This window comes from Nakamurella endophytica, from assembly GCF_014646215.1.
Taxonomy (GTDB): Bacteria; Actinomycetota; Actinomycetes; order Mycobacteriales; family Nakamurellaceae; genus Nakamurella; species Nakamurella endophytica.
On record NZ_BMNA01000001.1, the window covers coordinates 501,813 to 523,766 of the forward strand.

Sequence of the window (21,954 nt, forward strand, 5' to 3'; positions counted from 1 at the left end):
CCCCCGTTCAGTGGGCGGCCGGCGCCGGGACCGCTGCGGCCGCCGCCCGGGACGGGTCCAGGATGTCCGGCTCGACGTACATCGGTCCGACGCTGGGCAGTGCGGCGCGCACCCGCTCCTCGACGGCGTTGATGGCCGCGGCGACGCCGGCGGCGGACTCGGTCGGCGTCACCGCGACCTTCATGCCGACCATGAGCTCGTCCGGACCCAGGTACAGCGTCTTCATGTGGATGATCGAACCGATCTCCGCGCCGGCCTCGGCCGCCGCCCGGATGGTCACCAGGTCGGTCGGCGAGGCACCCTCGCCGATCAGCAGGCTCTTGGTCTCGATGCCGAGCACGATGGCGACGACCACCAGCAGCACCCCGATGGCGACGGTGCCGACGCCGTCCCAGACGCCGTCGCCGGTGACCACGGCGAGCACCACGCCGATCAGCGCCAGGGCCAGCCCGGTCAGCGCGGCGATGTCCTCCAGCAGCACCACCGGCAGCTCCGGCGACTTGGCCCGCCGGACGAAGGTCAGCACGGACATCCCCTGCCGCTCGGGCGCGGACTCCTTGAGCGCCGTGCGCAGCGAGAACGACTCCAGCCCGATCGAGATCACCAGCACCGCCAGCGGCAGCCATGCCTGCTCGATCGGCTCGGGGTGCTGCAGCTTGTGGACGCCCTCGTAGATCGAGAACACGCCGCCGACGCTGAACAGGATGATCGCCACCATGAACGCGTAGACGTACCGCTCGCGCCCGAATCCGAAGGGGTGCTCGGCGGTGGCCGCGCGGCGGGCGCGGCGCCCGCCGACGAGCAGCAGCACCTGGTTCCCGGAATCGGCGAGCGAGTGCACCGACTCGGCGAGCATCGAGGACGAGCCGGACACCAGGAAGGCGATGAACTTGGTGACCGCGATGCCGAGGTTGGCACCGAGTGCGGCCAGGATCGCCGTCGTACCGCCGGACGTACTCATGGGTGTGTTCCTCCGCGTGCGGGGGGCGCTGGCCCGTGACCGGTACGCCCACCGCACCGGCCGGCACATGGTCTCAGGTCCGCCGCCGCACCACACGGCGCCCGCACCGCACCGCACGGACCAGGCGGCCCGGGCCGCCCCGCCTCCGGACCGGCCCGGGGGCGACGACAGTCCACCGACGGGGCGCCGACCGGACTCCGACCGCACGCCGACCGGGCCTCGGGCGGGGCACCGACGGGGCGCCGAGGACACATCGGCGTAACCGGGACACAATGAGGCGTGACCGTCACGCAACACGCCGGACCTAGCGTTCCCGGGATGGCCGACCTGTTCGCCGACTACCCGTTCGGCCGTGCGTGGGACGAGATGTTCGCCGGTCCCGGGGTCATCCGCGACTCCTACGAGTCGGTGCACAGCGCGCTGCAGACGCTCACCGCGGCGGACCTCAAGGCCCGCGCCGACATCATGGGCCGGACGTTCCTGGACCAGGGCATCACCTTCGCCCTGGGCGGCGTGGAGCGGCCGTTCCCGCTGGACCTGATCCCGCGGATCGTCACCGCCGACGAGTGGCGGGTGGTCCAGGACGGCGTGCCGCAGCGGGTGCGGGCGCTGGAGGCCTTCCTCGCCGACAGCTACGGGCCCGGCCGGATCTTCGCCGACGGCGTGGTGCCCCGCCGGCTCGTCACCACCTCGCCGCACTTCCACCGGCAGGTCGCCGGGATGGGCGCGCAGGACGGTGCCCGCATCGTCATCTCCGGGGTCGACCTGATCCGGGACGAGCAGGGCAGCTTCCGGGTGCTCGAGGACAACGTCCGGGTGCCGTCCGGGGTGTCCTACGTGCTGGAGAACCGGCAGGCCGTGGCGCAGGTGCTGGCCGAGGCGTCCGCCGACCAGGACGTCCGCCCGGTCTCGGAGTACCCCGGGCGGCTGCTGGCCGCGCTTTGGGCGGTCGCCCCGCCGGACGTCGCCGACCCCACCGTCGTCGTGCTGACACCCGGCGTCTTCAACTCGGCCTACTTCGAGCACACCCTGCTGGCCCGCGAGATGGGCGTCGAGCTGGTCGAGGGCCGGGACCTTGTCTGTCGCAACAACCGGGTGTACGTCCGCACCACCGGCGGGGAGATGCCGGTGCACGTCATCTACCGCCGGGTCGACGACGAGTTCCTCGATCCGCTGCAGTTCCGGCTGGACTCGCTGCTCGGCTCGCCGGGGCTGGTCAACGCGGCGCGGGCCGGCCACCTGACGATCGCCAACGCCGTCGGCAACGGCATCGCCGACGACAAGCTGGTCTACACCTACGTGCCGGACATCATCCGGTACTACCTGCGGGAGGAGCCGATCCTGCCGAACGTCGACACCTACCGGATGGAGGACCCGGACCACCGCGACTACGCGCTGGAGCACCTGGCCGAACTCGTGGTCAAACCGGTCGACGGCTCCGGCGGCAAGGGCATCGTCATCGGCTCGCGCGCGGACCGCGCGACGCTGGCCCGGACCCGGACGGCCATCCTGGACAACCCCCGCGGCTTCATCGCTCAGCGGGAGATCGCGCTGTCCACGGTGCCGACGCTGATCGGCGACCGGATGCGGCCGCGGCACGTCGACCTTCGCCCGTTCGCGGTGAACGACGGCAGCTCGGTCTGGGTGCTGCCCGGCGGTCTGACCCGGGTGGCGCTGCCGGAGGGCGAGCTCGTCGTGAACTCGTCGCAGGGCGGCGGGTCCAAGGACACCTGGGTGCTCGCCGGGCGCCGCGCGGACGACCGGTCCACCGGCGGTGTCCCCGGGGTCGCGGGTCCGGCCGCGCCGGTGCCGGGCGGCACCGCGCCGGACGGGCCGGACCGGGCGGACGGGCCGGACGGGACCGCCCCGTGGCAGGACCGGACGGACGACGCGGCCGCCCCATGGCAGGGCCGGTCCCAGGGCGGGGCCGGCCAGTGGCAGGGCCAGTCCCAGGGCAGGGCCGGCCAGTGGCAGGGCGAGGGCAGCTGGGGCTGGTCCGGCGGCGCGCAGGACACCGGCGCCTTCCTGTTCGAGGCGCCGGTGGAGCCGGACGTCGCCGACCCCGGCCTGCGCCACCAGCAGGGCCAGCAGCAGCAGGGCCGGCAGCAGGACCGCCGGCAGGACCGCCAGGGCCGGCGCGGCAGCCAGCCGGTCCCGCGCGGGCCGGCTCCGGGCATCCCGGGCGACGCGGCGGCGCAGACCGGCGGGAGCCCGGCGTGCTGAGCCGCATCGCCGAGTCGCTGTACTGGCTGGGACGGCACGTCGAGCGGGCCGACTGCACGGCCCGCATCCTGGACACCTACCTGCACCTGCTGCCCACCGGCTCGTGGCAGACGGACCACCAGGTCATCCGGTCGCTGGTGGAGTCCATGGGGTTGCGGGGCGACACCGAGCTCGAGGGCGCCGACCCGAGCCAGCTCGTCCGCACCCTGGTGTTCGACCCCGAGCGGCCGTCCTCGGTGTCCGGTGCCCTGATGGCGGCCCGGGACAACGCCCGCGGCGTGCGCGACGCGCTGCCGCTGGACGTCTGGGAGTGCCTGAACGTGACGTGGCACGGGCTGCGCAGCCGCACCTCGTCCGGCGGCGGGCCGCACACCTACCTGCGCTGGGTGGCCGAGCGCTGCGCCATGTCGGCCGGCCTGGTCGACGAGGTGATGAGTCACGACGAGGGCTGGCACTTCCTGGCCGTCGGGCGCGCGCTCGAGCGCGCCGACATGACGATCCGGCTGCTCGCGGCCGCCGACTCGCAGACCGGGTCCGTGCCGCCGTGGCGCGCCCTGGTCTCCGCCTGCGGCGGATGGGAGCCCTACGTCCGCGAGCACGGCGGCATGGTCGGGCAGCACACCGCCGCCGCGTTCGTGCTGCTCGACCGCCGCTTCCCGCGCTCGGTGCTGCGGTCGCTCACCGCGGCCGAGACGTCGCTGGCCGAGCTGGAGGCGCTGTCCGGGTCGCCGGTGCGCGACCCACGCCGGGACCCGTCGAGCGCCCGGCGGATCGTCGGCCGCACCCGCACCGGACTGGACTACCGCACCGGCACCGAGCTGCCGGCCGAGCTGCCCACCCTGCTCGCGGCCCTGCAACGGACCGTGCACAGCGCCCACGTGGCGGTCAGCCGGTCCTTCTTCCGGCGCGGCGACGAGGTCACCTGGGCCACGATCGGAGCGGAACAGCTGGCGGCGCAGCACCTCTCGGCGCAGCACCTCTCAGGGCAGCGGCGATCGGCGCCCGGCTCCCCCGCGGCCCCGGCCGGCAGCCCAGCGTCCCGGCCGCCGGTCACGCTGCCGGTGCAGCCCGGCGCGCCCGTGGCCACCGCCCCCGCCCTGCCCGGAGGTCTCGCGTGACCGTCTCCGCCCACGACGCCGCCGGTCCGGCGCCGCAGCCCGCCTACTGGACCGGGGACGTCTGGCGGCTGCAGATCGTGCACCGCACCGCCCTGACCTACCCGGACACCGTGACCACGTCCTACAACGAGGTCCGGATGCAGCCGGCCGAGGAGGCCGGACAGTCCGTGCTGTCGTCCCGGCTGGAGATCGACCCGTTCGAGGGAGTGCTGCCCTACGTCGACCACTGGGGCACCCGCGTCGCCGCGTTCGACGTGCACCGTCCCCACCGGCATCTCACGGTGACCGCCACCTCCACCGTCGAGACCTTCGACATCCCGTCCCGCGACCCGGTCCCGCACCTGGACTGGGACGCGCTGGCCGGCGCCGACGTGTCGGACACGCAGGAGGAGTTCCTCAGCCCGACCCCGCTGACCGAACTCGACGACGAGCTGCTGGGCGTCGCGCAGCAGCTCCGCGAGTCGTCCGCGACACCCGCCGCAGCCGGGCGCGCGGTCTGCGACCTGATCCGCCGCCGGCTGACCTACGAGCAGGGCGCCACCGGCGTGCACACCTCGGCCGTGGAGGCCTGGCACGAGCGCCGCGGTGTCTGCCAGGACTTCTCGCACCTCGCGGTGGCGTTGCTGCGGGCCGTGCGGATCCCGGCCCGGTACGTCTCCGGCTACCTGCACCCGCAGCCGGACGCCGAGATCGGCCGCACCGTCGTCGGCGAGTCGCACTCCTGGGTGGAGTGGTGGGACGGCGCGTGGACCGCGTTCGACCCGACCAACGGCGCTCCGCCCGGACATGCCCACGTCGTCGTCGGCCGCGGCCGGGACTACCGGGACGTGCCGCCGGTGAAGGGTGTCTACGCGGGGCCGGCGGCGACCGGCAACGAGGTCACCGTCCGGGTCACCCGGGTCCGCTGAACCCGCCCGGCTGCGGGCCGCGGTCCGGACCCGGGCCGGTCCGCGAAGCCGGCCGGGTCGGCACCCGGCGTCCCGGAGGCCCCGTCGCGGGCGGATCCGGCCCGAGCGGGGCACGATGGTGGGGTCCGCCACAGGCAGGAGGGACCGCCATGACACCACCGTCCACGCCGTCCGCGCCGGACGAGCCGGCGCCCCGCGATGTCCCGGCCGACGCGCCCGGCGGTGAGACCGCCGGCGCCCGCGGCTGGTCCGCCGACGAGGAGGTCCGCGACCACGGGACGGCGACCACGGCCCCCGCACCCGGCGGCTGGCGGGCCGACGAGGTCGTTCGCGACCACGGCACCCAGCCCGACACCGCCGACCGGCCCGGATGGGGTGCCCAGGAGGTCGTCCGGGACGAGGGCGAGCTCGACGTGGACCCGGTCGGCGGCTCCTGGGCCGACGACGAGGTGGTCCGGGACCACGCGCGCCCGCGAGGCACCACGCCGGGGTCGACGGACACGTGAGCACCTCGTCCGTCCGGGCGCCCGGACGGCACCGCATAGGGTCGTCGGCACCCGGTCCCGCACGGGCGCCTCGAAAGGGACGACAGTGACCACCACCCAGCACGGCGTGTCCTTCGCGCACCAGTTCGTCGACCGCGTGCGGCGCACGCCGGCGGCCGAGGCGTTCCGCTACCGCGACGGGTCCGGCTGGCAGAGCCTGACCTGGCAGGACACCAGGACCAGGGTCTGGGAGCTGGCGGCCGGCCTGGTCGACCTCGGCGTGGCCGTCGGCGAGCGGGTCGGCATCGCGTCCGGCACCCGCATCGAGTGGATCGTCGCGGACCTGGCCGTCATGTGCGCCGGCGCGGCCACCACCACCGTCTACCCGACGACGGCCGCCGACGAGGTGGGGTACATCGTCGGCGACTCGGGCTGCGTCGTGGTCATCGCCGAGGACGCCGGGCAGGTCGCCAAGCTCCGCGAGTCGGAGCTGCCGCAGCTGCGCGCGGTGGTGGTCATCGAACCGGCCGCCGACGTGACGGCGCCGGACGGCGTCGACGTGCTCACCCTGCAGGAGCTCGCGGCGCGCGGCCGTGACCTGCTCGCCCGGCGGCCGGACGCGGTCGACGAGCGGGTCGACGCGCTGACCCCCGACCACCTGGCGACGCTCGTCTACACCTCCGGCACGACCGGCCGGCCCAAGGGCGTCCGGCTCAGCCACGCCAACTGGACGTACGAGGGCCGGGCCGTCGCCGAGCTCGACCTGCTCACCCCGGCGGACCTGCAGTACCTGTGGCTGCCGCTGTCGCACGTGCTCGGCAAGATGCTCATCGGCATCCAGCTCGAGATCGGCTTCGCCACCGCCGTCGACGGCGACCTGAGCCGGATCGTGGAGAACCTCGGCCAGGTGAAGCCGACGTTCATGGGCGGCGCGCCGCGGATCTTCGAGAAGGTCCGGGCCACGGTCACGCTGCGCACCCAGGGCCACGGCGGGATCCAGGCCAGGATCTTCGACTGGGCCTTCCGGGTCGGCCTGGCGGCCTCCCGCACCCGGCAGCGCCGGGCGCCCGTGGACCGCTGGACCGCGGCCCGGCTCACGGTGGCCGACGCCCTGGTGTTCCGCAAGATCCGCGCGGCGATGGGCGGCCGCATCCGGTTCTTCGTGTCGGGATCGGCCCCGCTGTCGCGCGAGGTGGCCGAGTGGTTCGACGCCGCCGGGCTCACCGTGCTCGAGGGCTACGGGCTCACCGAGACCAGCGCCGCCTGCGCGGTGAACCTGCCGCAGGACACCCGCATCGGCACGGTCGGCCCGCCGCTGCCCGGCACCGAGTTCATGATCGCGTCGGACGGCGAGATCCTCGTCCGCGGCGGTGGTGTGATGACCGGGTACCACGGCCTGCCGGAGGCCACCGACGACGTCCTGGACCCGGACGGCTGGCTGCACACCGGCGACATCGGCGAGCTCTCGGACGGCTACCTGCGCGTCACCGACCGCAAGAAGGACATGATCAAGACCTCCGGCGGCAAGTACGTCTCGCCGCAGAAGATCGAGGGCGTCTTCAAGGCGGTGTTCCCGTACGCCTCGCACATCGTGGTGCACGGCGAGTCCCGGCGGTTCGCGTCCGCGCTCATCACCCTCGACCCCGACGCCATGAAGGGCTGGGCCGACCAGCACGGGCTCGGCGCGCTCGACATGGCCGAGCTGTCACGGCATCCCGCGGTGCAGGAGCTGGTGCAGAGCGGCGTCGACGAGCTCAACAGCCGGCTCGAGCGGTGGGAGACGATCAAGAAGTTCGTCGTGCTGGCCCGGGACCTGTCCGTGGAGGCCGGCGAGCTGACGCCGTCGATGAAGGTGCGCCGCCGCACGGTGGAGAACCAGTACGTGCAGGAGCTCGACGAGCTCTACCGCTGAGCGCCTTCCGTCCGCCTGCGGCCGGTCCTACGCTCCCCCGATGACCGTGCTCGGCCTGCCGCTGTGGTCCGTCGTCGTGATGGCCGTCGGCGGCGCCCTGCTGGCCCACATCGTCCTGCCGCGCGATGCGGTGCCCGGGCGCAGCCACGGACCGCTGACCGTGGTGGTCGACCTGGTGCTGTTCCTGGTCCTGGGGGCGATCGCCGCCTACGGCTTCACCGTGCTGTCGGTGCAGGGCGGCGGCTGACGTCGACGACATCGCCCGCGGCGCCCGCCTGTCCGGCGTGCGCGGCGGCGCACCCGTCACAGGCTGATCCGGGACCCCATGACGACGGTCCGCTCCTCCGGCAGCCGGAAAGAGGCGGCCGGGCTGGCGGCGTTGTGGGCCAGCGCGACGAAGAGCCGCTTGCGCCAGGCGGCCAGCCCCGGCTGCGTCCCGGTCTCCACGCCGATCCGGGACAGGAAGTAGTAGGCCTGGTCCTCGGCGAAGTCGAGTTCCGAGCTGCGCCCGGTGACCTCGCGCAGCACCGCGGGGATGTCCTGGTCGTCCTGGAAGCCGACGCGCACCGACACGTGCACGATTCCGTCGTCGGCGTACTTGAGGTCGTCGACGGTGATCCGGTCCTCGCCGGTGTAGTAGGGCACGTTCTGCGGTTGCAGCGACACGATCACCACGTGCTCGTGCAAGGTGTGGTTGAACTCGGTGTTCGCCCGCAGGGCCAGCGGTGTCGTCTCCTTGCCGGGGTGCGGGAACACCGCGATCCCGGGCACCCGCGGGATGCCGCTCTCGCGGATGCGCTCCACGAAGTCCGGCAGCGATCCCTCGGCCTCGATGCGCCGCGCGGTGATCAGCCGGCGGCCGCGCTCCCAGGTGGTCATCAGGGTGACCACGACGACGGCGATGAGCAGCGGCAGCCAGCCGCCGTGCACCACCTTGCTCAGGTTCGCCGCGAAGAAGACGAGTTCCAGCCCGCCGAACACGACGCCGATGACCACCAGCCGCCAGACCGGCCAGCGCCAGGCCGACCCGGCGAGGATCAGGAATAGCGTGGTGGTCAGCAGCAGGGTCCCGGTGACCGCCAGGCCGTACGCGGTCGCCAGCCGGTTCGACGAGCGGAACAGCAGCATCAGGATGATCACCCCGGTGAACAGCAGCCAGTTCACCGCGGGCACGTAGATCTGCCCGCTCTCCTGCTGCGAGGTGTGCCGGACGGTCAGGTGCGGCAGGAACCCCAGCCGCACCGCCTGCCGGGACACCGAGAAGGCACCGGAGATGACGGCCTGCGACGCGATGACCGTGGCCATGGTGGCCAGCACCACCAGCGGCAGCCGCGCCCAGCCGGGCGCCATGATGTAGAAGGGGTTCGAGATCGACCGCGGCTGGTCCAGGATCAGCGCGCCCTGACCCAGGTAGTTGACGATCAGCGCCGGGAAGACCAGGAAGAACCACGACATCCGGATCGGCCGGCGGCCGAAGTGGCCCATGTCCGCGTAGAGCGCCTCGGCCCCGGTGATGGACAGCACCACGGCGCCCATGGCGATGAACGCGGTGAACGGGTGGTCGGCCACGAACCCGACCGCGTAGGTCGGCGACAACCCGCGCAGGATGCCGGGCCGGGCGATGATGTGCGGCAGCCCGAGGACGGCCAGCACCAGGAACCACACCACCATGATCGGCCCGAACAGCCGGCCGATCCGGTGCGTGCCCAGGCGCTGGACCAGGAACAGGCCGATGACGATGAGCAGGCCCACCGGGAGGACGACGTCCGCCGCGTGCGGTTCCACCACCTCGATGCCCTCGACGGCCGAGAGCACGGAGATCGCCGGGGTGATCAGGCTGTCGCCGTAGAACAGCGACGCGCCGATGACGCCGAGCAGCATGGCCACCGCCACCCGCCGGCTGCGGGGCCGCAGCCGGTCCCGGATCAGCGCGGCGAGCGCCATGATCCCGCCCTCGCCGTCGTTGTCGGCCCGCAGGATGAAGGCCACGTACTTGACGGACACCACGATGGTGATCGCCCAGAAGACCAGCGAGATGACGCCGTAGACGTCGCCGACCGTGGGCTTGACCGCGTTGTCGTCGATGGAGAAGACCGTCTGCAGCGCGTAGAGCGGGCTGGTGCCGATGTCCCCGAAGACGACGCCGATCGCGCCCAGCGCGAGGCCGGCCATCCCGCCGCGGTGCACCGCGGGATGGTCGGACCCACGGGCAGCACGGGCAGCGCCGGCAGCGCCGCCGCTCGAGGCGGGGCCGCCGGCCCGCCTGCGCGCTGCTCGCGACACCGCTCTCCGCGGTTCTGCCGCGCGCGGCACCGAACCGGCCGGCACTGAACGGCCGGACGCCCCCGACGCGGCCGGGCCGCCCGCTGCCGACCCGGTTCCCGCAGTGCTGGTCATGACGCACAGTGTGCATGACGATGACGCTGCGTGTACCGGTTCCCACGGCACGCCGCGCAGGGACGTGGGGTGGCGGCGTCAGCGGCCGTCGGGTCCCTGGAGCAGGTCGGCGACCAGCGCGGTCCAGCCGGTCTGGTGCGTGGCGCCGAGCCCCTCGCCGGTGTCGCCGTCGAAGTACTCGCTGAAGGTCGGGTGAGCCGCCCAGAGCGGGTCCGGGGACGACTCGATGCGGTGGCCGTCGCTGGGCCGGCGCCCGTCCGGTCCGGGGAGGAACAGCGAGACCAGTCGCTGGTCGATCAGGTCGGCGGCCTCCGCCAGGGTGACCCGGTTGCCCGACCCGGTGGGCACCTCGACCCGGAAGTCGTCGCCCAGGTAGTTGCCGTGCGCCCGCAGCGCGTCGGCCAGCAGGACGTTCACCGGGAACCACACCGGCCCGCGCCAGTTGGAGTTGCCGCCGAACAGCCCGCTGCGCGACTCGCCGGGTTCGTAGTCGATGGTCATCGACCGGCCGTCGACCTCGGTGGTGTACGGCGTGGAGTACGCCGCGGACAGCGACCGGATGCCGGCGACGGACAGGAACTCCTGCTCGTCGAACATCCGGGCGAGCAGCCGCGGCAGGGCGTCGCCGAGCAGCAGCGACAGCATCACCCGGCCGCCGTGCTCGGCGTCGGTGACCAGCCCGTCCAGCAGCTCCGGGCGTCGTCGCCGGAGCCAGGCCAGCCGGCTGCTGAAGTCCGGCAGCTCGGCGGTCCGCTCCGGCAGCACCGCGACGGCCAGCAGCGGGAGCAGGCCGACCATCGACCGGACCCGGAGCCGCTGGGAGCCGCCGTCCGGGTGCACGAGCACGTCGTAGAAGAAGCCGTCCTCCTCGTCCCACAGCGCGACGTCCTGCGAGCCGAAGCTGCGCATGGCGTGCGCGATGGACAGGAAGTGCTCCAGGAACTTGGTGGCCAGCTCGTCGAAGGCGGGCACCCGGTGCGCCGCCTCGACGCAGATCCGCAGCATCTGCAGGCAGAAGAACGCCATCCAGCTGGTGGCGTCGGACTGCTCCAGCCGGAACCCGGCCGGCAGCGGGGCGGACCGGTTGAACAGGCCGATGTTGTCCATGCCGAGGAAGCCGCCCTCGAACAGGTTCGACCCGTCGGCGTCCTTGCGGTTCACCCACCAGGCGAAGTTGAGCAGCATCTTGGTACCGATGCGGACCAGGAAGTCGGTGTCCCAGGCACCGTCGGCCTGGTACACGTGCCAGGCGGCCCAGGCGTGGACGGGCGGGTTGACGTCGCCGAAGGCCCACTCGTACGCGGGCAGCTGGCCGTCCGGGTGCATGGCCCACTCCCGGGCCAGCAGCAGCAGCTGCTCCTTGGCGAAGGCCGGGTCCACGTGCGACAGCGCGACGCAGTGGAACGCCAGGTCCCAGGAGGCGAACCAGGGGTACTCCCACTCGTCCGGCATGCTGATCACGTCGGCCAGGCTCAGGTGCTCCCAGGAGGTGTTCCGGCCGGACGGCTGCCGGCGCTGGTCCGGCGGCGGCGGCTGCGCCGGGTCGCCCTGCAGCCAGCGGTGCACGTCGTAGCGGTAGAGCTGCTTGCCCCACAGCAGCCCGGCGTAGGCGCGGCGGGCGACCGCGCGCCGGTCGTCGGTCAACCCGGCCGGCAGCACCGCCCCGTAGAACTCGTCCGCCTCGGCCGCGCGGTCGCCGAAGACGGCGTGGAAGCCGGCACCGAAGGTGTTCTCGTCCGGCTCGGCGGTGGACAGCCGCAGCCGCACCGACACGGTCGCGCCGGGGGGCACCGCGTCGAACCGGTACCAGAACCCGGCCTTGGTGCCGGTGCCCTCGGTGGCCACGGCATCGGTGTCGCCGTGCACGATGCGCTGATTGATGCCGTCCTTGGTGCGCCGCGCCGGGTTGGTCGCGGTCCCGAACAGCAGCCGGTCGTTGCTCTCGTTGTCGCACACCAGGACCTCGGGCCGGCCCTGCGCGCTGAGCGTGTAGCGGCCGAGGAACTCGTGCCGGCACACCACGGCGCGCATGTCCCCGACCACGTCGCCCGGATCCAGCGGCTCCAGCTCCGGCGTCCGGTCGTCCAGCCCCCAGGACCAGGTGTTGCGGTACCAGATCTGCGGGACCAGGTGCAGGTCCGCCGGGTCGGGGCCGTGGTTGGTCGCGTCGATGCGGATGCACAGGTCGTCCGGCGCCGCCTTGGCGTACTCGACCACGACGTCGAAGAAGCGGTTGCCGTCCAGCACCCCGGTGTCGGCCAGCTCGAACTCGCGCTGGTCCCGGCCGCGCCGGGCGTTCTCCTCCCGCAGCCGGGCGTACGGGTACTCCGCCTGCGGGTAGCGGTAGAGCCACCGCAGGAACGAGTGCGTCGGGGTGCCGTCGAGCGGCCACCAGTACTCCTTGACGTCCTCGCCGTGGTTGCCCTGGCCGTTGGTCAGGCCGTACAGCCGCTCCTTGAGGACGGGGTCGCGGCCGTTCCACAGCGCCACGGAGAAGTTGAGGAACCCGAACCGGTCGCAGATGCCGCCGAGCCCGTCCTCACCCCAGCGGTAGGCCCGGGCGTGCGCCTGCTCGAACGGCAGGTAGGACCAGGCGTCGCCGTCGGCGGAGTAGTCCTCGCGCACGGTGCCCCACTGCCGGCCCGACAGGTACGGACCCCACAGCCGCCACGGGTCGGCCGAGGACGGCGACTCGGCCAGCCGGGTGTGCTCCGCTGTGGGCGGTGCGGAGGTCCTGGGCTGGGGACGGCCGCTCGTCATGCCGACACTGTGGCACGCAGCCGCCGTCCCGGTGCGTGATTCCGCGGTGACCGGGTGCTGTCGCGCAGCGGCTACGCCCGGCGGCCTCACGGATCGACCGCCGCGGTCGCCGACCGGCCGGGACGTCCCGCGGCCGACCCCGACGCTGCCCCGCCGGCCGCGGCGTCGGCCGCCAGCGCGGGACCGTCGGCCGGCGGGCCGGTGGCGATGTCCGGCCCGTCGGGGACGCCGGCCCTCGCCCGGGTGCGGCGCGCGCCCAGGATGCAGCCGAGCAGGATGAGCGGGAAGCCCACGACGATCCCGGTGGTCAGCGGTTCGGACAGCACGGTGATCCCGAGCACGAGCGCGACAGCGGGGTTGACGTAGGTGATCACCACCGCCCGGGCCGGGCCGGCCTCCGCGACGAGTTCGAAGAAGACCATGAACGCCAGCGCCGTGCACAGGGCACCGAGGCCGACCAGCGACCAGACCGCGCCGGCGTCGACCCGGCCCCACGGGACGGCGGGACCGGCGAGCACGGCCGGGAGGTAGCCGAGCGCGGTCAGCGCGACCGACACGGTGACGACGCCCAGTCCGGGCAGGTGCGAGAGCCGCCGGGCCAGGATCATCGGACCGACGGCGTAGCAGAGCACCACGCCGAGGACCTCGACCATCGGACCGGGCGCGACGTGCCCGACGTCGAGCCCGAGCAGGATCAGCACCCCGGCGAAGCCGACGAGCAGGCCGGTCACCCGCCAGCGGTCCAGCCGGTCGGCCGCCGGCACCGGGCCCGACCGGCCGGCCACCACCCGCGCGAGCACCGCGGCCACCAGCGAGGTGCAGGCGACCAGGATCCCGGCCAGCGAACTGGACAGCTCGCGCTCCGCACGGGTGAGCAGCAGCCACGGCGCGGCGATCTCCACCGCCGTGTACAGCAGCAGCGGCCGCCAGTGCCGCAGCACCGGCCCGACCGTGGCCGTCCAGCCGCGGATCACGCACACCGGCACCAGCAGCACAGTGGCCAACACCACCCGGGCGAACACCACCGTCGAGGGCGGCAGGTCCTCGACGGCGACCCGGATCAACGGGTACGGCAGGCCCCACAGCACCGAAAGCAGGACGAAAAGCAGCCAGCCCCGCCGAGACATGCCGCCTCCGTTCCCGTCCTGACCGCTCCCGCCACGCCCTCCGTGCGGCTCCATCGGGACGCTAGGCCAGCACACCGACAGCCGGTCGCCTCCGCCGGGTGCCGTGCCCCGTTCAGCGGTGCAGGAGCCCGCCGGCGCCCGCGGCCGCCACCGCCACCGCGATCCCCGCCAGGGCGGCCGCGAGCGCCAGCCCTGCGGTCACCGCGGGCAGGACGCCGTCCGGCAGCGAGCTGCCGAGCCGCCCCGCCGTGAGCCCCCGGTGCGACGCCCGGTACCGGCGGTGCGCCGCCACCAGCACGGCGACGGACAGCACGACGCCCGCACCGGCCGCGATCACGGCCCACGTCCCGAACAGCTGCGGCAGGATGCGCAGGCCGGCGAGCGCGCCGACCGTGAGGGCCAGGGCGGTGCGCCGCCAGGCCAGCGCGGTTCGTTCCGGCTGCAGTCCGCGGTCGAACGGGTGGTCGGCGGCCCGGCCGGCGCCGGCGCCGTGCCCGGCCTCTGCCGTGGGCTCCTCGGGCGACCGGCCGCCGGTCACCGGAACGCGATCGCCAGCAGCAGCAGGACGCCGACCACGACGACGGCGATGCCGATCGGCAGGGACAGCATCGGGCTGGGCAGGGGCCGGTTCTGCCGGAGCGCGCGCTCGGTGCGCATCCAGCCCACCCAGGCCTGCAGCGGGCAGGCGGTGCCGGCGACGACGAGCACCACCGACGCCGCCAGCCGCAGGCCCGGCTGCAGGCCGAGACCCAGCGCCTCCAGCGCCACGCCGCCGGCCGTCAGGGCCAGTGCGGTGCGGATCCACGCCAGGAAGGTCCGCTCGTTGGCCAGCGAGAACCGCGGGTCCGGCTCGTCCCCGACCTCGTAGACCCGGGCGGGAAACCGTCGGCGGAGCCGGGTCACCGCTGGCCGCCGTCCCGGTGCATGCCGGGCACGCTACCGGGGCGGCTCGGTCGGGCCGGCGCACACACCGGCGGCACGGGCCGCGTCCGTACCGTGGTCGGCAGGGCCGGCCGGTGGCGGGGCGGCGGCGGAGAGGGGCTGACGGTGACCGACGTCAACGACCGCACCGTGGCGGAAGCCGGGACCGGCACCGGCACCGCGGCGGCCGCGCCCCCGTCGGCCCCGGTGCGGGCGCTGGCCGGCACCGGCATCGCGCTCACCGTGCTCTGCGTCGTGACCGTCCTGACGCTGCATGTGGTCCCGCCGACCTCGGCCATCTCGCCGGTCCGCCGGACCATCAGCGAGTACGGGTTGTCGTCGCTGTCCTGGGCGTTCAACCTCGGCGTGGTCGCCCTCGCCGCGGGGTCGGCAGCCGTCCTCGCCGCCCAGCTCGGCCGGTTCCGCTCGGCGTCGCGGACCGGGCTGGTGTTCGGCGCGGTGTGGATCGTCGCCCTGCTCGTCCTGGTGGTCTTCCCCAAGCACAACTGGGCGGTCGGGCCGAGCACCAGCGGCACGGTGCACCGGATGGCGAGCCTGGTGGCGTTCCTCGTGCTGCCCTTCGCCGTGCTGCTCCTGCAGTGGCGGCGGGCGCGGGCCGGCTCGGCGCTGGCCCGCTGGGGGTGCGGGCTGGCCGTCCTCGGCCTGGCCTGGTTCCTGCCCATCGCGGTGGCCATCGCGACGCGGTCGGTCAGCGGGCTGCCGTGGTGGCAGGCCGTCCCGCTCGGGCTGGTGGAGCGCGGCATGGCGGCCAGCGAGGTCGCTGCGGTGATCGTGGTCGGGGTCGACGCCCTGCGGCGGCGACCGGTCACCCCGGATCCGCGGCCAGCAGCCGGCTGATCGCCCGGATGCCGTCCGGTCCGACCCGGCAGCAGCCGCCCACCGCGCACGCCCCGGCCGCCAGCCATCGCGGCACCTGCGCCACATCCAAGTCGCCGGACCCGCGCCAGCTCCGCGCCACCCCGTCCCAGGTCTCCCCGCTGTTCGGGTAGGCCACGCCCGGCTTGCCGGACCGGTCGCGCGCCAGTGCGAGCAGCTCCGGCACCTCCGCCGGGTCCAGGCAGTTGACGCCGACGGCGACGATCTCGTCGACGTCCCGGGCCAGCTCGAACGCCGCCTCCACCGGCTCCCCCGCCCGGGTGCGGCCACCGGCCGCCGTCACCGACAGCCACGCGGGGACGCCCGACCCGGCCAGCAGCCGGCAGAGTGCTTCCACCTCGGCCAGGCACGGGACGGTCTCCACGGCCAGCACGTCCGCGCCGGCGGCCGCGAGCGTCTCGAACCGGGGCGCGTGCCAGTCCCGCAACCGGCGGACGTCGAGCCCGTAGTCCCCGCGGTACTCCGACCCGTCGGCCAGGGTCGCCCCGTACGGACCGAGCGACGCGGCGACGAACAGCAGCTCGGGGCGGTCGGCCGCCGCGCGGGCCTCGGCGGCGAGTTCGACGCTGCGGCGCAGGGCCCGGTCGGCCAGCTCGGCCGACAGCCCGGCCGCCTCGAACCCCGACACGCTGACCTGGTACGACGCCGTGGTCGCGACCCGGGCGCCGGCGGCGAAGAACTCGCGGTGGGCGCTGACGAGCGCCTGCGGGTCGTCCAGCAGCAGCCGCGCCGACCAGAGGCTGGAGGACAGGTCGTGGCCGTGCGCCTCCAGCAGCGTCGCCAGGCCTCCGTCCAGCGGCACCGGGCCGGCGGCCAGGGCGGCGGCGAACCGCGACGTCTGCACCGCCGCGACCGTACCTGCGCGCCCGGTCAGCCGGCCGCCGCCGGCACCTCGATCGCCGCCGGGTCCGCGGGCAGCGTCTGTCCCCACCGGTCCCGCACCGCCGCCACCAGGTGCTCGCCCGCCGTGACCCGACCACCGGCCAGCACCACGGCCAGGTCGACCGTCCCCTCGACCTCGGCGTCCGGCGCGACGACGGCCCGGCGGCCGGTGGCCTGCAGATTGGCGGTGACGAACTCCGCGGCGGTGCCGCAGTCGAAGCCGCCGCCGGCGGCCGGGACGAGGTCGAGCTCCCCGGCGGCCGCGGCGTCCCGCCACACCGCGGCGTACAGACCCGACGGCTCGCCGGTGAGCGCCGCGGCGACCGGCCCCGGGAGCAGGCAGACGCCCATGTAGCGGTGGGTGCCGAAGTCCGCCGGGCGCCCGACGTCCTCGGTGAGCAACCGGACCCGGCGGCCGTCCCAGCCCTCCAGCAGGGCGTTCGGCACCGGCCGGGCCAGCCACATGTCGCTGTTGGCGACGACGACCGGCCGCCCGCCGATCCAGTCCCGCAGCCGGTGCAGCGCGCCGGCCGTGCCCAGCAGGGCCTCCCGCTCGTGCGACACGTGGACGCCGGGGTGCAGGGCGCGGGCCGCCTCGTCGATCTGCCCGGCCAGGTGGTGGGCGTTGACCGCCAGCGACGGGGTGAGCGCCGCGACCCTGGCCAGCGCCAGCTCGAGCAGCGACCGGTCGCCCACGGTCAGCAGCGGCTTGGGCACGCGGTCGGTGAGCGGCCGCATCCGGCTGCCCCGGCCGGCGGCCAGCACCACCCCGGCCAGGTCGCCGCCCGCCCCGGGTGCGGCCGGGCTCATCCCGGCAGCCGGTCGGCGACGCCGGCCAGGATCTCCCGGGTCTGCGGCGTCAACCCCGGGTCGTCGGCGGTGCACCAGCGGTGCTCCAGCACGTCCGGGCCGTGCTGCACGGTGACGCTGCCGGCCGGCCGCGGCAGCAGCCACACCAGGTCGACGCGCCGGCGGAGCGGGTCGATGTGCGCGGTGTCCGGCGAGGGGGCCACGCCGGTCGGGTCGGTCCAGCCGATCTCCTCACGGAGCTCGCGGAGCAGCGCGGCGCGGGCGGCTTCCCGCCGGCCGAGCAGCCCGCCGGGCAGGGCGAACCCGGAGCGGTGCGCCTGGGTGACGAACAGGATGCGCGGGCCGTCGTGCACCACGGCGAGCGCCCCGACGGTGAACGACGGCGTCACGACGCCGACGACGGCCCGGCGGACCCGCGGCGGGAGCAGCCCGAAGGCGCGGTGCGCCGCCCTGCGGGCCGTGGCGGTCGCGCGAGCCGCTGCAGTGCCTCCAGTGGCCATCGGCGCTGTCCCTCTCTCGGTCGGTATCGGGTGTGCCAGTCAAGCACCCGGCCGCCGCGACCGGGTGGCGCAGCACCGCCGGCACCGTCGACCGGCGGGCACCGTCGGCCCACCAGCGGCACGCCGGCCCGGGGCACCGCCCGGTGAGCCGCCGTTCACTTATCCTGGTCGGGTCGCCCCACCGCCGTGCCGCGCCTTGCCGAGAGGTCGTCCCCGTGGCCATCACCCCACCTCTGTACGAGGACGAGCACGAGGCGTTCCGTGACGTGGTGCGCGAGTTCGTGCGCCGCGAGGTCACCGACAACCTCGCCCGCTGGGACGCCGACCGGCTGATCGACCGGGACGTCTGGCGGGCCGCCGGCAAGCAGGGCCTGCTCGGGCTCGCCGTGGACGAGGCCCACGGCGGCGGCGGGACCCGGGACTACCGGTACCGCTGCGTCGTCAACGACGAGCTCACGGCCGTCGGCGCGACGGCGCTGAACCTCAGCTTCGCGCTGCAGGACGACATCGTGCTGCCGTACCTGCTGGAGCACGCCGACGCGGAGCAGCGGCTGCGCTGGCTGCCCGGCATGTGCCAGGGCGAGCTCATCGGGGCGATCGCCATGTCCGAGCCGGGCGCCGGCAGCGATCTCCGCGGCATCACCACCACCGCCCGCCGCGACGGCGAGGACTGGGTGCTCAGCGGCGCGAAGACGTTCATCTCCAACGGCATCAACGCGGACCTGGTGGTGACCGCGGCGCGCACCTCCGACGCCCAGGACCGGCCGTCCGTCGGGCTGTTCGTCGTGGAGCGCGACATGCCCGGCTTCACCCGCGGCCGCAAGCTGGACAAGATCGGCATGGTGGCCCAGGACACCGCCGAGCTGTTCTTCGACGACGTCCGGGTGCCGGCCGCCAACGTGCTCGGCGACCCGCACCACGGCTTGCGGTACCTGATGACACACCTGCCTTTAGAACGACTGTCGATCGCCGTCGGCGCGATCGGCGCGGCGCGGTCGGCGCTGGACTGGACGGTCGGGTACGTCCAGCAGCGCCGGGCGTTCGGCATCCCGCTCGCCGACCAGCAGACGATCCGGTTCACCCTCGCCGAGCTGACCACCGAGCTGGAGGTGACCGGGGGCTACGTCGACGACGCCGTCCGGGCGTACAACGCCGGCGACCTGACGGCGGTGGACGCGGCCAAGGTCAAGTGGTGGACGACCGAGTTCCAGAAGCGCCTGGTGGACCGGTGTCTGCAGCTGTTCGGCGGGTACGGGTACATGGCCGAGTACCCGATCGCGCGGGCGTACGTCGACGCCCGGGTGCAGACCATCTACGGCGGCACGACCGAGATCATGAAGACGATCATCGGGCGGGACATCGTCGGGCGGCGGTGATCGCGGGGCCGGCCCGTCCTGCGGCCGGCTGCGGGACGGGCAGACTCGTCCCGGTGAACCGGACCCCGCAGGCGCACGTCCCGCTCGACCTGCTCACCGCGGACCCGCACCCGGTCTGGGCGCGGCTGCGCGAGCTGGGCGAGGTGGTGTGGGTCCCCGAGATCGACGGCTGGGTCACGGTGACCCGGGCGGCGGCCGCCGCCGTCATGCGGGACGCCCGCTCCTTCACCGTGGACGACCCGCGCTTCTCCACGTCGCGCATCGTCGGCGCCAGCATGCTGTCCACCGACGGTGCCGCCCACACCGCACACCGGCGGCCGTGGGCGGACGGCTTCCGCCCGGTCGCGGTCCGCGACCGGTTCACCGAGGCGCTCCGCCAGGAGATCGACCGCCTGCTGGACGATCTCGCCGAGGCGGCGGAGCCGGACCTGCGGACCGGCCTGGCCGCCCCGCTGGCCACCGCGGCCATGGCGCAGGCGCTGGGGCTGTCCGGGCTCGAGGTCGGTCAGGTGCTCGACTGGTACCGGGCGATGGTCGCCGGTGTCGACGAGGTCACCCGCGGCGGCGAGCCGCCGGCCGCGGCGCTGCGGGCGATGGCCGGGATCCGCCACCACGTGGCGCACGCACTGTCCGAGCCGGCGAGCGGGTCGGTGCTCTCCGACGCCGCCGCGGCCGGCGGTGACCCGGCCGTCCTGGCCGCCGACGTCGCGGTGCTGCTGTTCGGCGGCGTCGACACGGCGGAGAGCATGACGGCCATCGCGGCGCACCACCTGCTCTCCCACCCCGACGCGCTGCGCGCGGTGGCCGCCGACCCGGCGCTGCTGCCCGGCGCCGTGCAGGAGTCGCTGCGACTGGAACCCGCGGCGACCCGGGTGGACCGGTACGCCACCGCCGACGTCGAGCTGGCCGGCGCCGCGGTTCGGGCCGGCGACCTCGTCGTCGTGTCGCTGTCGGCCGCCAACCGGGATCCGGCGGTGTTCGACGACCCCGACACCTTCGACATCCACCGGGAGAACGCGGACCAGCACCTGTCCTTCGCCATCGGCCCGCACTACTGCCTCGGCGTGCACCTGACCACGCTGCAGACGACGCTGGCGCTGACCCTGCTGCTCGAGCGGTTTCCCGGCATCCGCGCCGCCGGTCCGCTGCCGCCCGTGCAGGGCTTCGTGTTCCGCAAGCCGCTCGCCGTGCCGGTGCTGCTCGGCTGAACCCCGCTCCCGGCGCCCGGTCCTGCTGGTCAGCGGAGCAGGCTGCAGGGCAGCACGACCCGCCAGCCGGCCGGGTAGGTCGGGACCGGCACCACCCGGACGCCACCGGCGGCGCACCGGGCAGTGGCCCGGTCCACCTGGCGCTCCCACGACGGTGCGGTCTCCCCGGGCACGCCGACGGCCGACCCGATCACCATGACCGTCGCCAGGGCCGCGAGCGCGACGGACACCGGCAGGGCCAGGGCCGGGCGCAGCCGGGCGACGACGTCCGCGGCGACCGGCACCGTCGCGGCGAGCAGCAACGCGGCGGCGGTCCCCCACCGGACCAGCGGCAGCCCGAGCGCCGGGTCGAGCCGGTGGTAGTCGAAGGCGGCGTGCAGGTTGAGGAAGAACCCCAGCGCCCAGCTGGCCGCCGAGCACAGCACCAGCGTCGCCAGCAGCAACCGCACCGCCGGTCGACGGGCGGCGGCCGCTGCCGCCGCTGCCCACACGACGAGCACCAGCGCCCAGACGGCCGGCCACCCGGCCGCGGCGACCACCCGGGACGGGTCGCCGGCCGCCACGGTCGACACCGCCGCGTTCAGCGCGTACCCGTCGACGCCGGACAGCAGGTCGTGCAGGTCCGCCGGGCGCGCCGCCCGGGACAGCAGCACGGTGGCCAGCTGCGCCGCGGCACCGAGGGCCCAACCGGCGACGGCCGCGGGGTTGCCCGGCGCCCAGCGGCCGCCGCGCAGGCGTCGCCAGACCAGCAGCGCGACGAGCGGGGCCAGCACCACGGACTGCACCTCGGTCAGCGCCGCGCCCGCCGCAGCGAGGAACAGCCCGGCCTGCGCCACCCGCGACCCGGGCCCGGCCAGCAGGCACCACGGCAGGAGGTACAGCGCGAACCAGTGCAGGTTCGCGACGTCACCGATCGCCTCGAGCCCGGCGAGCGGGACGAGGACCGGCACCAGCGCCACCAGCCACCGGGCGGCCGGCAGTGCCAGGAACCGGGCGCTCAGCCGGAACACCGCCGCGCACGTCGCCGCGACCGTGACGCCGGCCAGCGCGGACAGCACCGCCGGCCACCAGGACACCGGGGCCAGCCCGCGGGTCACCAGCGCCAGCAGCCGCGGGACGACGTGCTGGTAGCCGGCGTAGGGCTGGAACAGCACCCAGGGGCCGGCGCGCCCCAGCCAGTCGCCGACGAACTCCCGCCCGTCCTCGGCGTACAGGGTGGTCCGCACCACGCCCGGGATGCGCAGCTGGTAGGCGGCCAGCGCGACCGCGAAGACGGCGGCGGTGGCCCACTGCCGGCGGGCGGCCGTGGCCCACCGGTCGACCGGCCGCGCCCCGCGGTCCGGGCGCCGCTGCGGGTGGGCACCGTCGACCACACGGTCGACCGGAGCGTCCGGCCCCGGGTCGCCGGCGACCGTGGCGGGTGTCCCGGCGCCCGGGGCGGGCGGCGGGGCACCTGTCATGTCGGGTCC

Annotated in this window: 18 protein-coding genes and 1 pseudogene; 9 read left to right on the plus strand and 10 right to left on the minus strand. The window is 74.8% G+C overall.

Annotated elements, in window-relative coordinates:
• Nucleotides 1–7: 7 nt before the first annotated feature.
• Nucleotides 8–961, minus strand: a complete 954-nt coding sequence (locus IEY37_RS02175) for a cation diffusion facilitator family transporter (protein WP_188939834.1) — start codon at nucleotides 959–961, stop codon at nucleotides 8–10.
• Between the two features lie 318 nt (nucleotides 962–1,279).
• Here IEY37_RS02175 and IEY37_RS02180 point away from each other — a divergent pair.
• The 6 genes and pseudogenes from IEY37_RS02180 to IEY37_RS02200 form a co-directional block, all read left to right on the plus strand.
• Nucleotides 1,280–2,809, plus strand: a pseudogene (locus IEY37_RS02180) (circularly permuted type 2 ATP-grasp protein); the annotation flags it as partial.
• A 368-nt stretch (nucleotides 2,810–3,177) separates the two neighbouring features.
• The gene (locus IEY37_RS02185) at nucleotides 3,178–4,302 is read left to right on the plus strand and encodes an alpha-E domain-containing protein (RefSeq protein WP_188939835.1); all 1,125 of its coding nucleotides are present in this window, start codon (nucleotides 3,178–3,180) and stop codon (nucleotides 4,300–4,302) included.
• Nucleotides 4,299–5,210 (plus strand): transglutaminase family protein, encoded by a 912-nt coding sequence (locus tag IEY37_RS02190; RefSeq protein ID WP_229673597.1) that lies wholly within the window; start codon nucleotides 4,299–4,301, stop codon nucleotides 5,208–5,210. Before IEY37_RS02185 ends, IEY37_RS02190 begins: the two co-directional genes overlap by 4 nt.
• A 149-nt stretch (nucleotides 5,211–5,359) precedes the next feature.
• Entirely contained in the window at nucleotides 5,360–5,716 is a 357-nt protein-coding gene (locus tag IEY37_RS21805; protein WP_229673599.1) for a hypothetical protein, read from the plus strand.
• Between the two features lie 85 nt (nucleotides 5,717–5,801).
• Entirely contained in the window at nucleotides 5,802–7,607 is a 1,806-nt protein-coding gene (locus IEY37_RS02195) for an AMP-dependent synthetase/ligase (RefSeq protein ID WP_308426358.1), read from the plus strand.
• A gap of 40 nt (nucleotides 7,608–7,647) precedes the next feature.
• Nucleotides 7,648–7,854 (plus strand): hypothetical protein, encoded by a 207-nt coding sequence (locus IEY37_RS02200; protein ID WP_188939837.1) that lies wholly within the window; start codon nucleotides 7,648–7,650, stop codon nucleotides 7,852–7,854.
• 56 nt (nucleotides 7,855–7,910) lie between these two features.
• Here IEY37_RS02200 and IEY37_RS02205 read toward each other — a convergent pair whose 3' ends face one another.
• The 5 genes from IEY37_RS02205 to IEY37_RS02225 all read right to left on the minus strand — a co-directional run bounded on the left by IEY37_RS02205 (nucleotide 7,911) and on the right by IEY37_RS02225 (nucleotide 14,794).
• Nucleotides 7,911–9,779, minus strand: coding sequence for a potassium transporter Kup (locus tag IEY37_RS02205; RefSeq protein WP_188940161.1), 1,869 nt, complete (start codon nucleotides 9,777–9,779; stop codon nucleotides 7,911–7,913).
• A 303-nt stretch (nucleotides 9,780–10,082) separates the two neighbouring features.
• Nucleotides 10,083–12,764, minus strand: coding sequence for an MGH1-like glycoside hydrolase domain-containing protein (locus IEY37_RS02210; protein ID WP_188939838.1), 2,682 nt, complete (start codon nucleotides 12,762–12,764; stop codon nucleotides 10,083–10,085).
• A gap of 86 nt (nucleotides 12,765–12,850) precedes the next feature.
• Nucleotides 12,851–13,891: a DMT family transporter gene (locus IEY37_RS02215; protein WP_188939839.1), complete on the minus strand. Its 1,041-nt coding sequence runs from the start codon at nucleotides 13,889–13,891 to the stop codon at nucleotides 12,851–12,853.
• 112 nt (nucleotides 13,892–14,003) lie between these two features.
• Nucleotides 14,004–14,429 carry a DUF202 domain-containing protein gene (locus tag IEY37_RS02220; RefSeq protein WP_188939840.1) on the minus strand — a complete coding sequence of 142 codons (426 nt, stop codon included), beginning with the start codon at nucleotides 14,427–14,429 and terminating at the stop codon, nucleotides 14,004–14,006.
• Nucleotides 14,426–14,794 (minus strand): YidH family protein, encoded by a 369-nt coding sequence (locus IEY37_RS02225; protein WP_188939841.1) that lies wholly within the window; start codon nucleotides 14,792–14,794, stop codon nucleotides 14,426–14,428. Before IEY37_RS02225 ends, IEY37_RS02220 begins: the two co-directional genes overlap by 4 nt.
• A 144-nt stretch (nucleotides 14,795–14,938) precedes the next feature.
• Between IEY37_RS02225 and IEY37_RS02230 the strand changes: the two genes are divergently transcribed.
• Nucleotides 14,939–15,670 (plus strand): DUF998 domain-containing protein, encoded by a 732-nt coding sequence (locus IEY37_RS02230; protein ID WP_229673602.1) that lies wholly within the window; start codon nucleotides 14,939–14,941, stop codon nucleotides 15,668–15,670.
• Here IEY37_RS02230 and mmuM read toward each other — a convergent pair.
• From mmuM to IEY37_RS02245, 3 genes are read right to left on the minus strand one after another with little or no spacing between them, the layout of a single operon-like run.
• Entirely contained in the window at nucleotides 15,639–16,553 is a 915-nt protein-coding gene (gene mmuM / locus IEY37_RS02235; RefSeq protein WP_188939843.1) for a homocysteine S-methyltransferase, read from the minus strand. The two genes, IEY37_RS02230 and mmuM, sit on opposite strands and share 32 nt — an antisense overlap.
• A gap of 26 nt (nucleotides 16,554–16,579) precedes the next feature.
• Nucleotides 16,580–17,401, minus strand: coding sequence for an NTP transferase domain-containing protein (locus IEY37_RS02240; RefSeq protein WP_188939844.1), 822 nt, complete (start codon nucleotides 17,399–17,401; stop codon nucleotides 16,580–16,582).
• Nucleotides 17,398–17,901 (minus strand): NUDIX hydrolase, encoded by a 504-nt coding sequence (locus IEY37_RS02245; RefSeq protein ID WP_188939845.1) that lies wholly within the window; start codon nucleotides 17,899–17,901, stop codon nucleotides 17,398–17,400. The genes IEY37_RS02240 and IEY37_RS02245 overlap by 4 nt, the downstream gene beginning before the upstream one ends.
• Before the next feature lie 221 nt (nucleotides 17,902–18,122).
• On the opposite strand from IEY37_RS02245, the gene IEY37_RS02250 reads away from it, so the two are divergent.
• Together IEY37_RS02250 and IEY37_RS02255 are read left to right on the plus strand one after the other, a co-directional pair.
• Complete coding sequence (locus tag IEY37_RS02250) at nucleotides 18,123–19,277, plus strand: acyl-CoA dehydrogenase family protein (RefSeq protein WP_188940162.1); 1,155 nt, start codon at nucleotides 18,123–18,125, stop codon at nucleotides 19,275–19,277.
• A gap of 53 nt (nucleotides 19,278–19,330) precedes the next feature.
• Nucleotides 19,331–20,485: a cytochrome P450 gene (locus IEY37_RS02255; RefSeq protein ID WP_188939846.1), complete on the plus strand. Its 1,155-nt coding sequence runs from the start codon at nucleotides 19,331–19,333 to the stop codon at nucleotides 20,483–20,485.
• 29 nt (nucleotides 20,486–20,514) lie between these two features.
• Here the strand turns inward: IEY37_RS02255 and IEY37_RS02260 are convergent, their stop codons facing one another.
• Nucleotides 20,515–21,945 (minus strand): hypothetical protein, encoded by a 1,431-nt coding sequence (locus tag IEY37_RS02260; protein WP_188939847.1) that lies wholly within the window; start codon nucleotides 21,943–21,945, stop codon nucleotides 20,515–20,517.
• Between the last annotated feature and the right edge of the window lie 9 nt (nucleotides 21,946–21,954).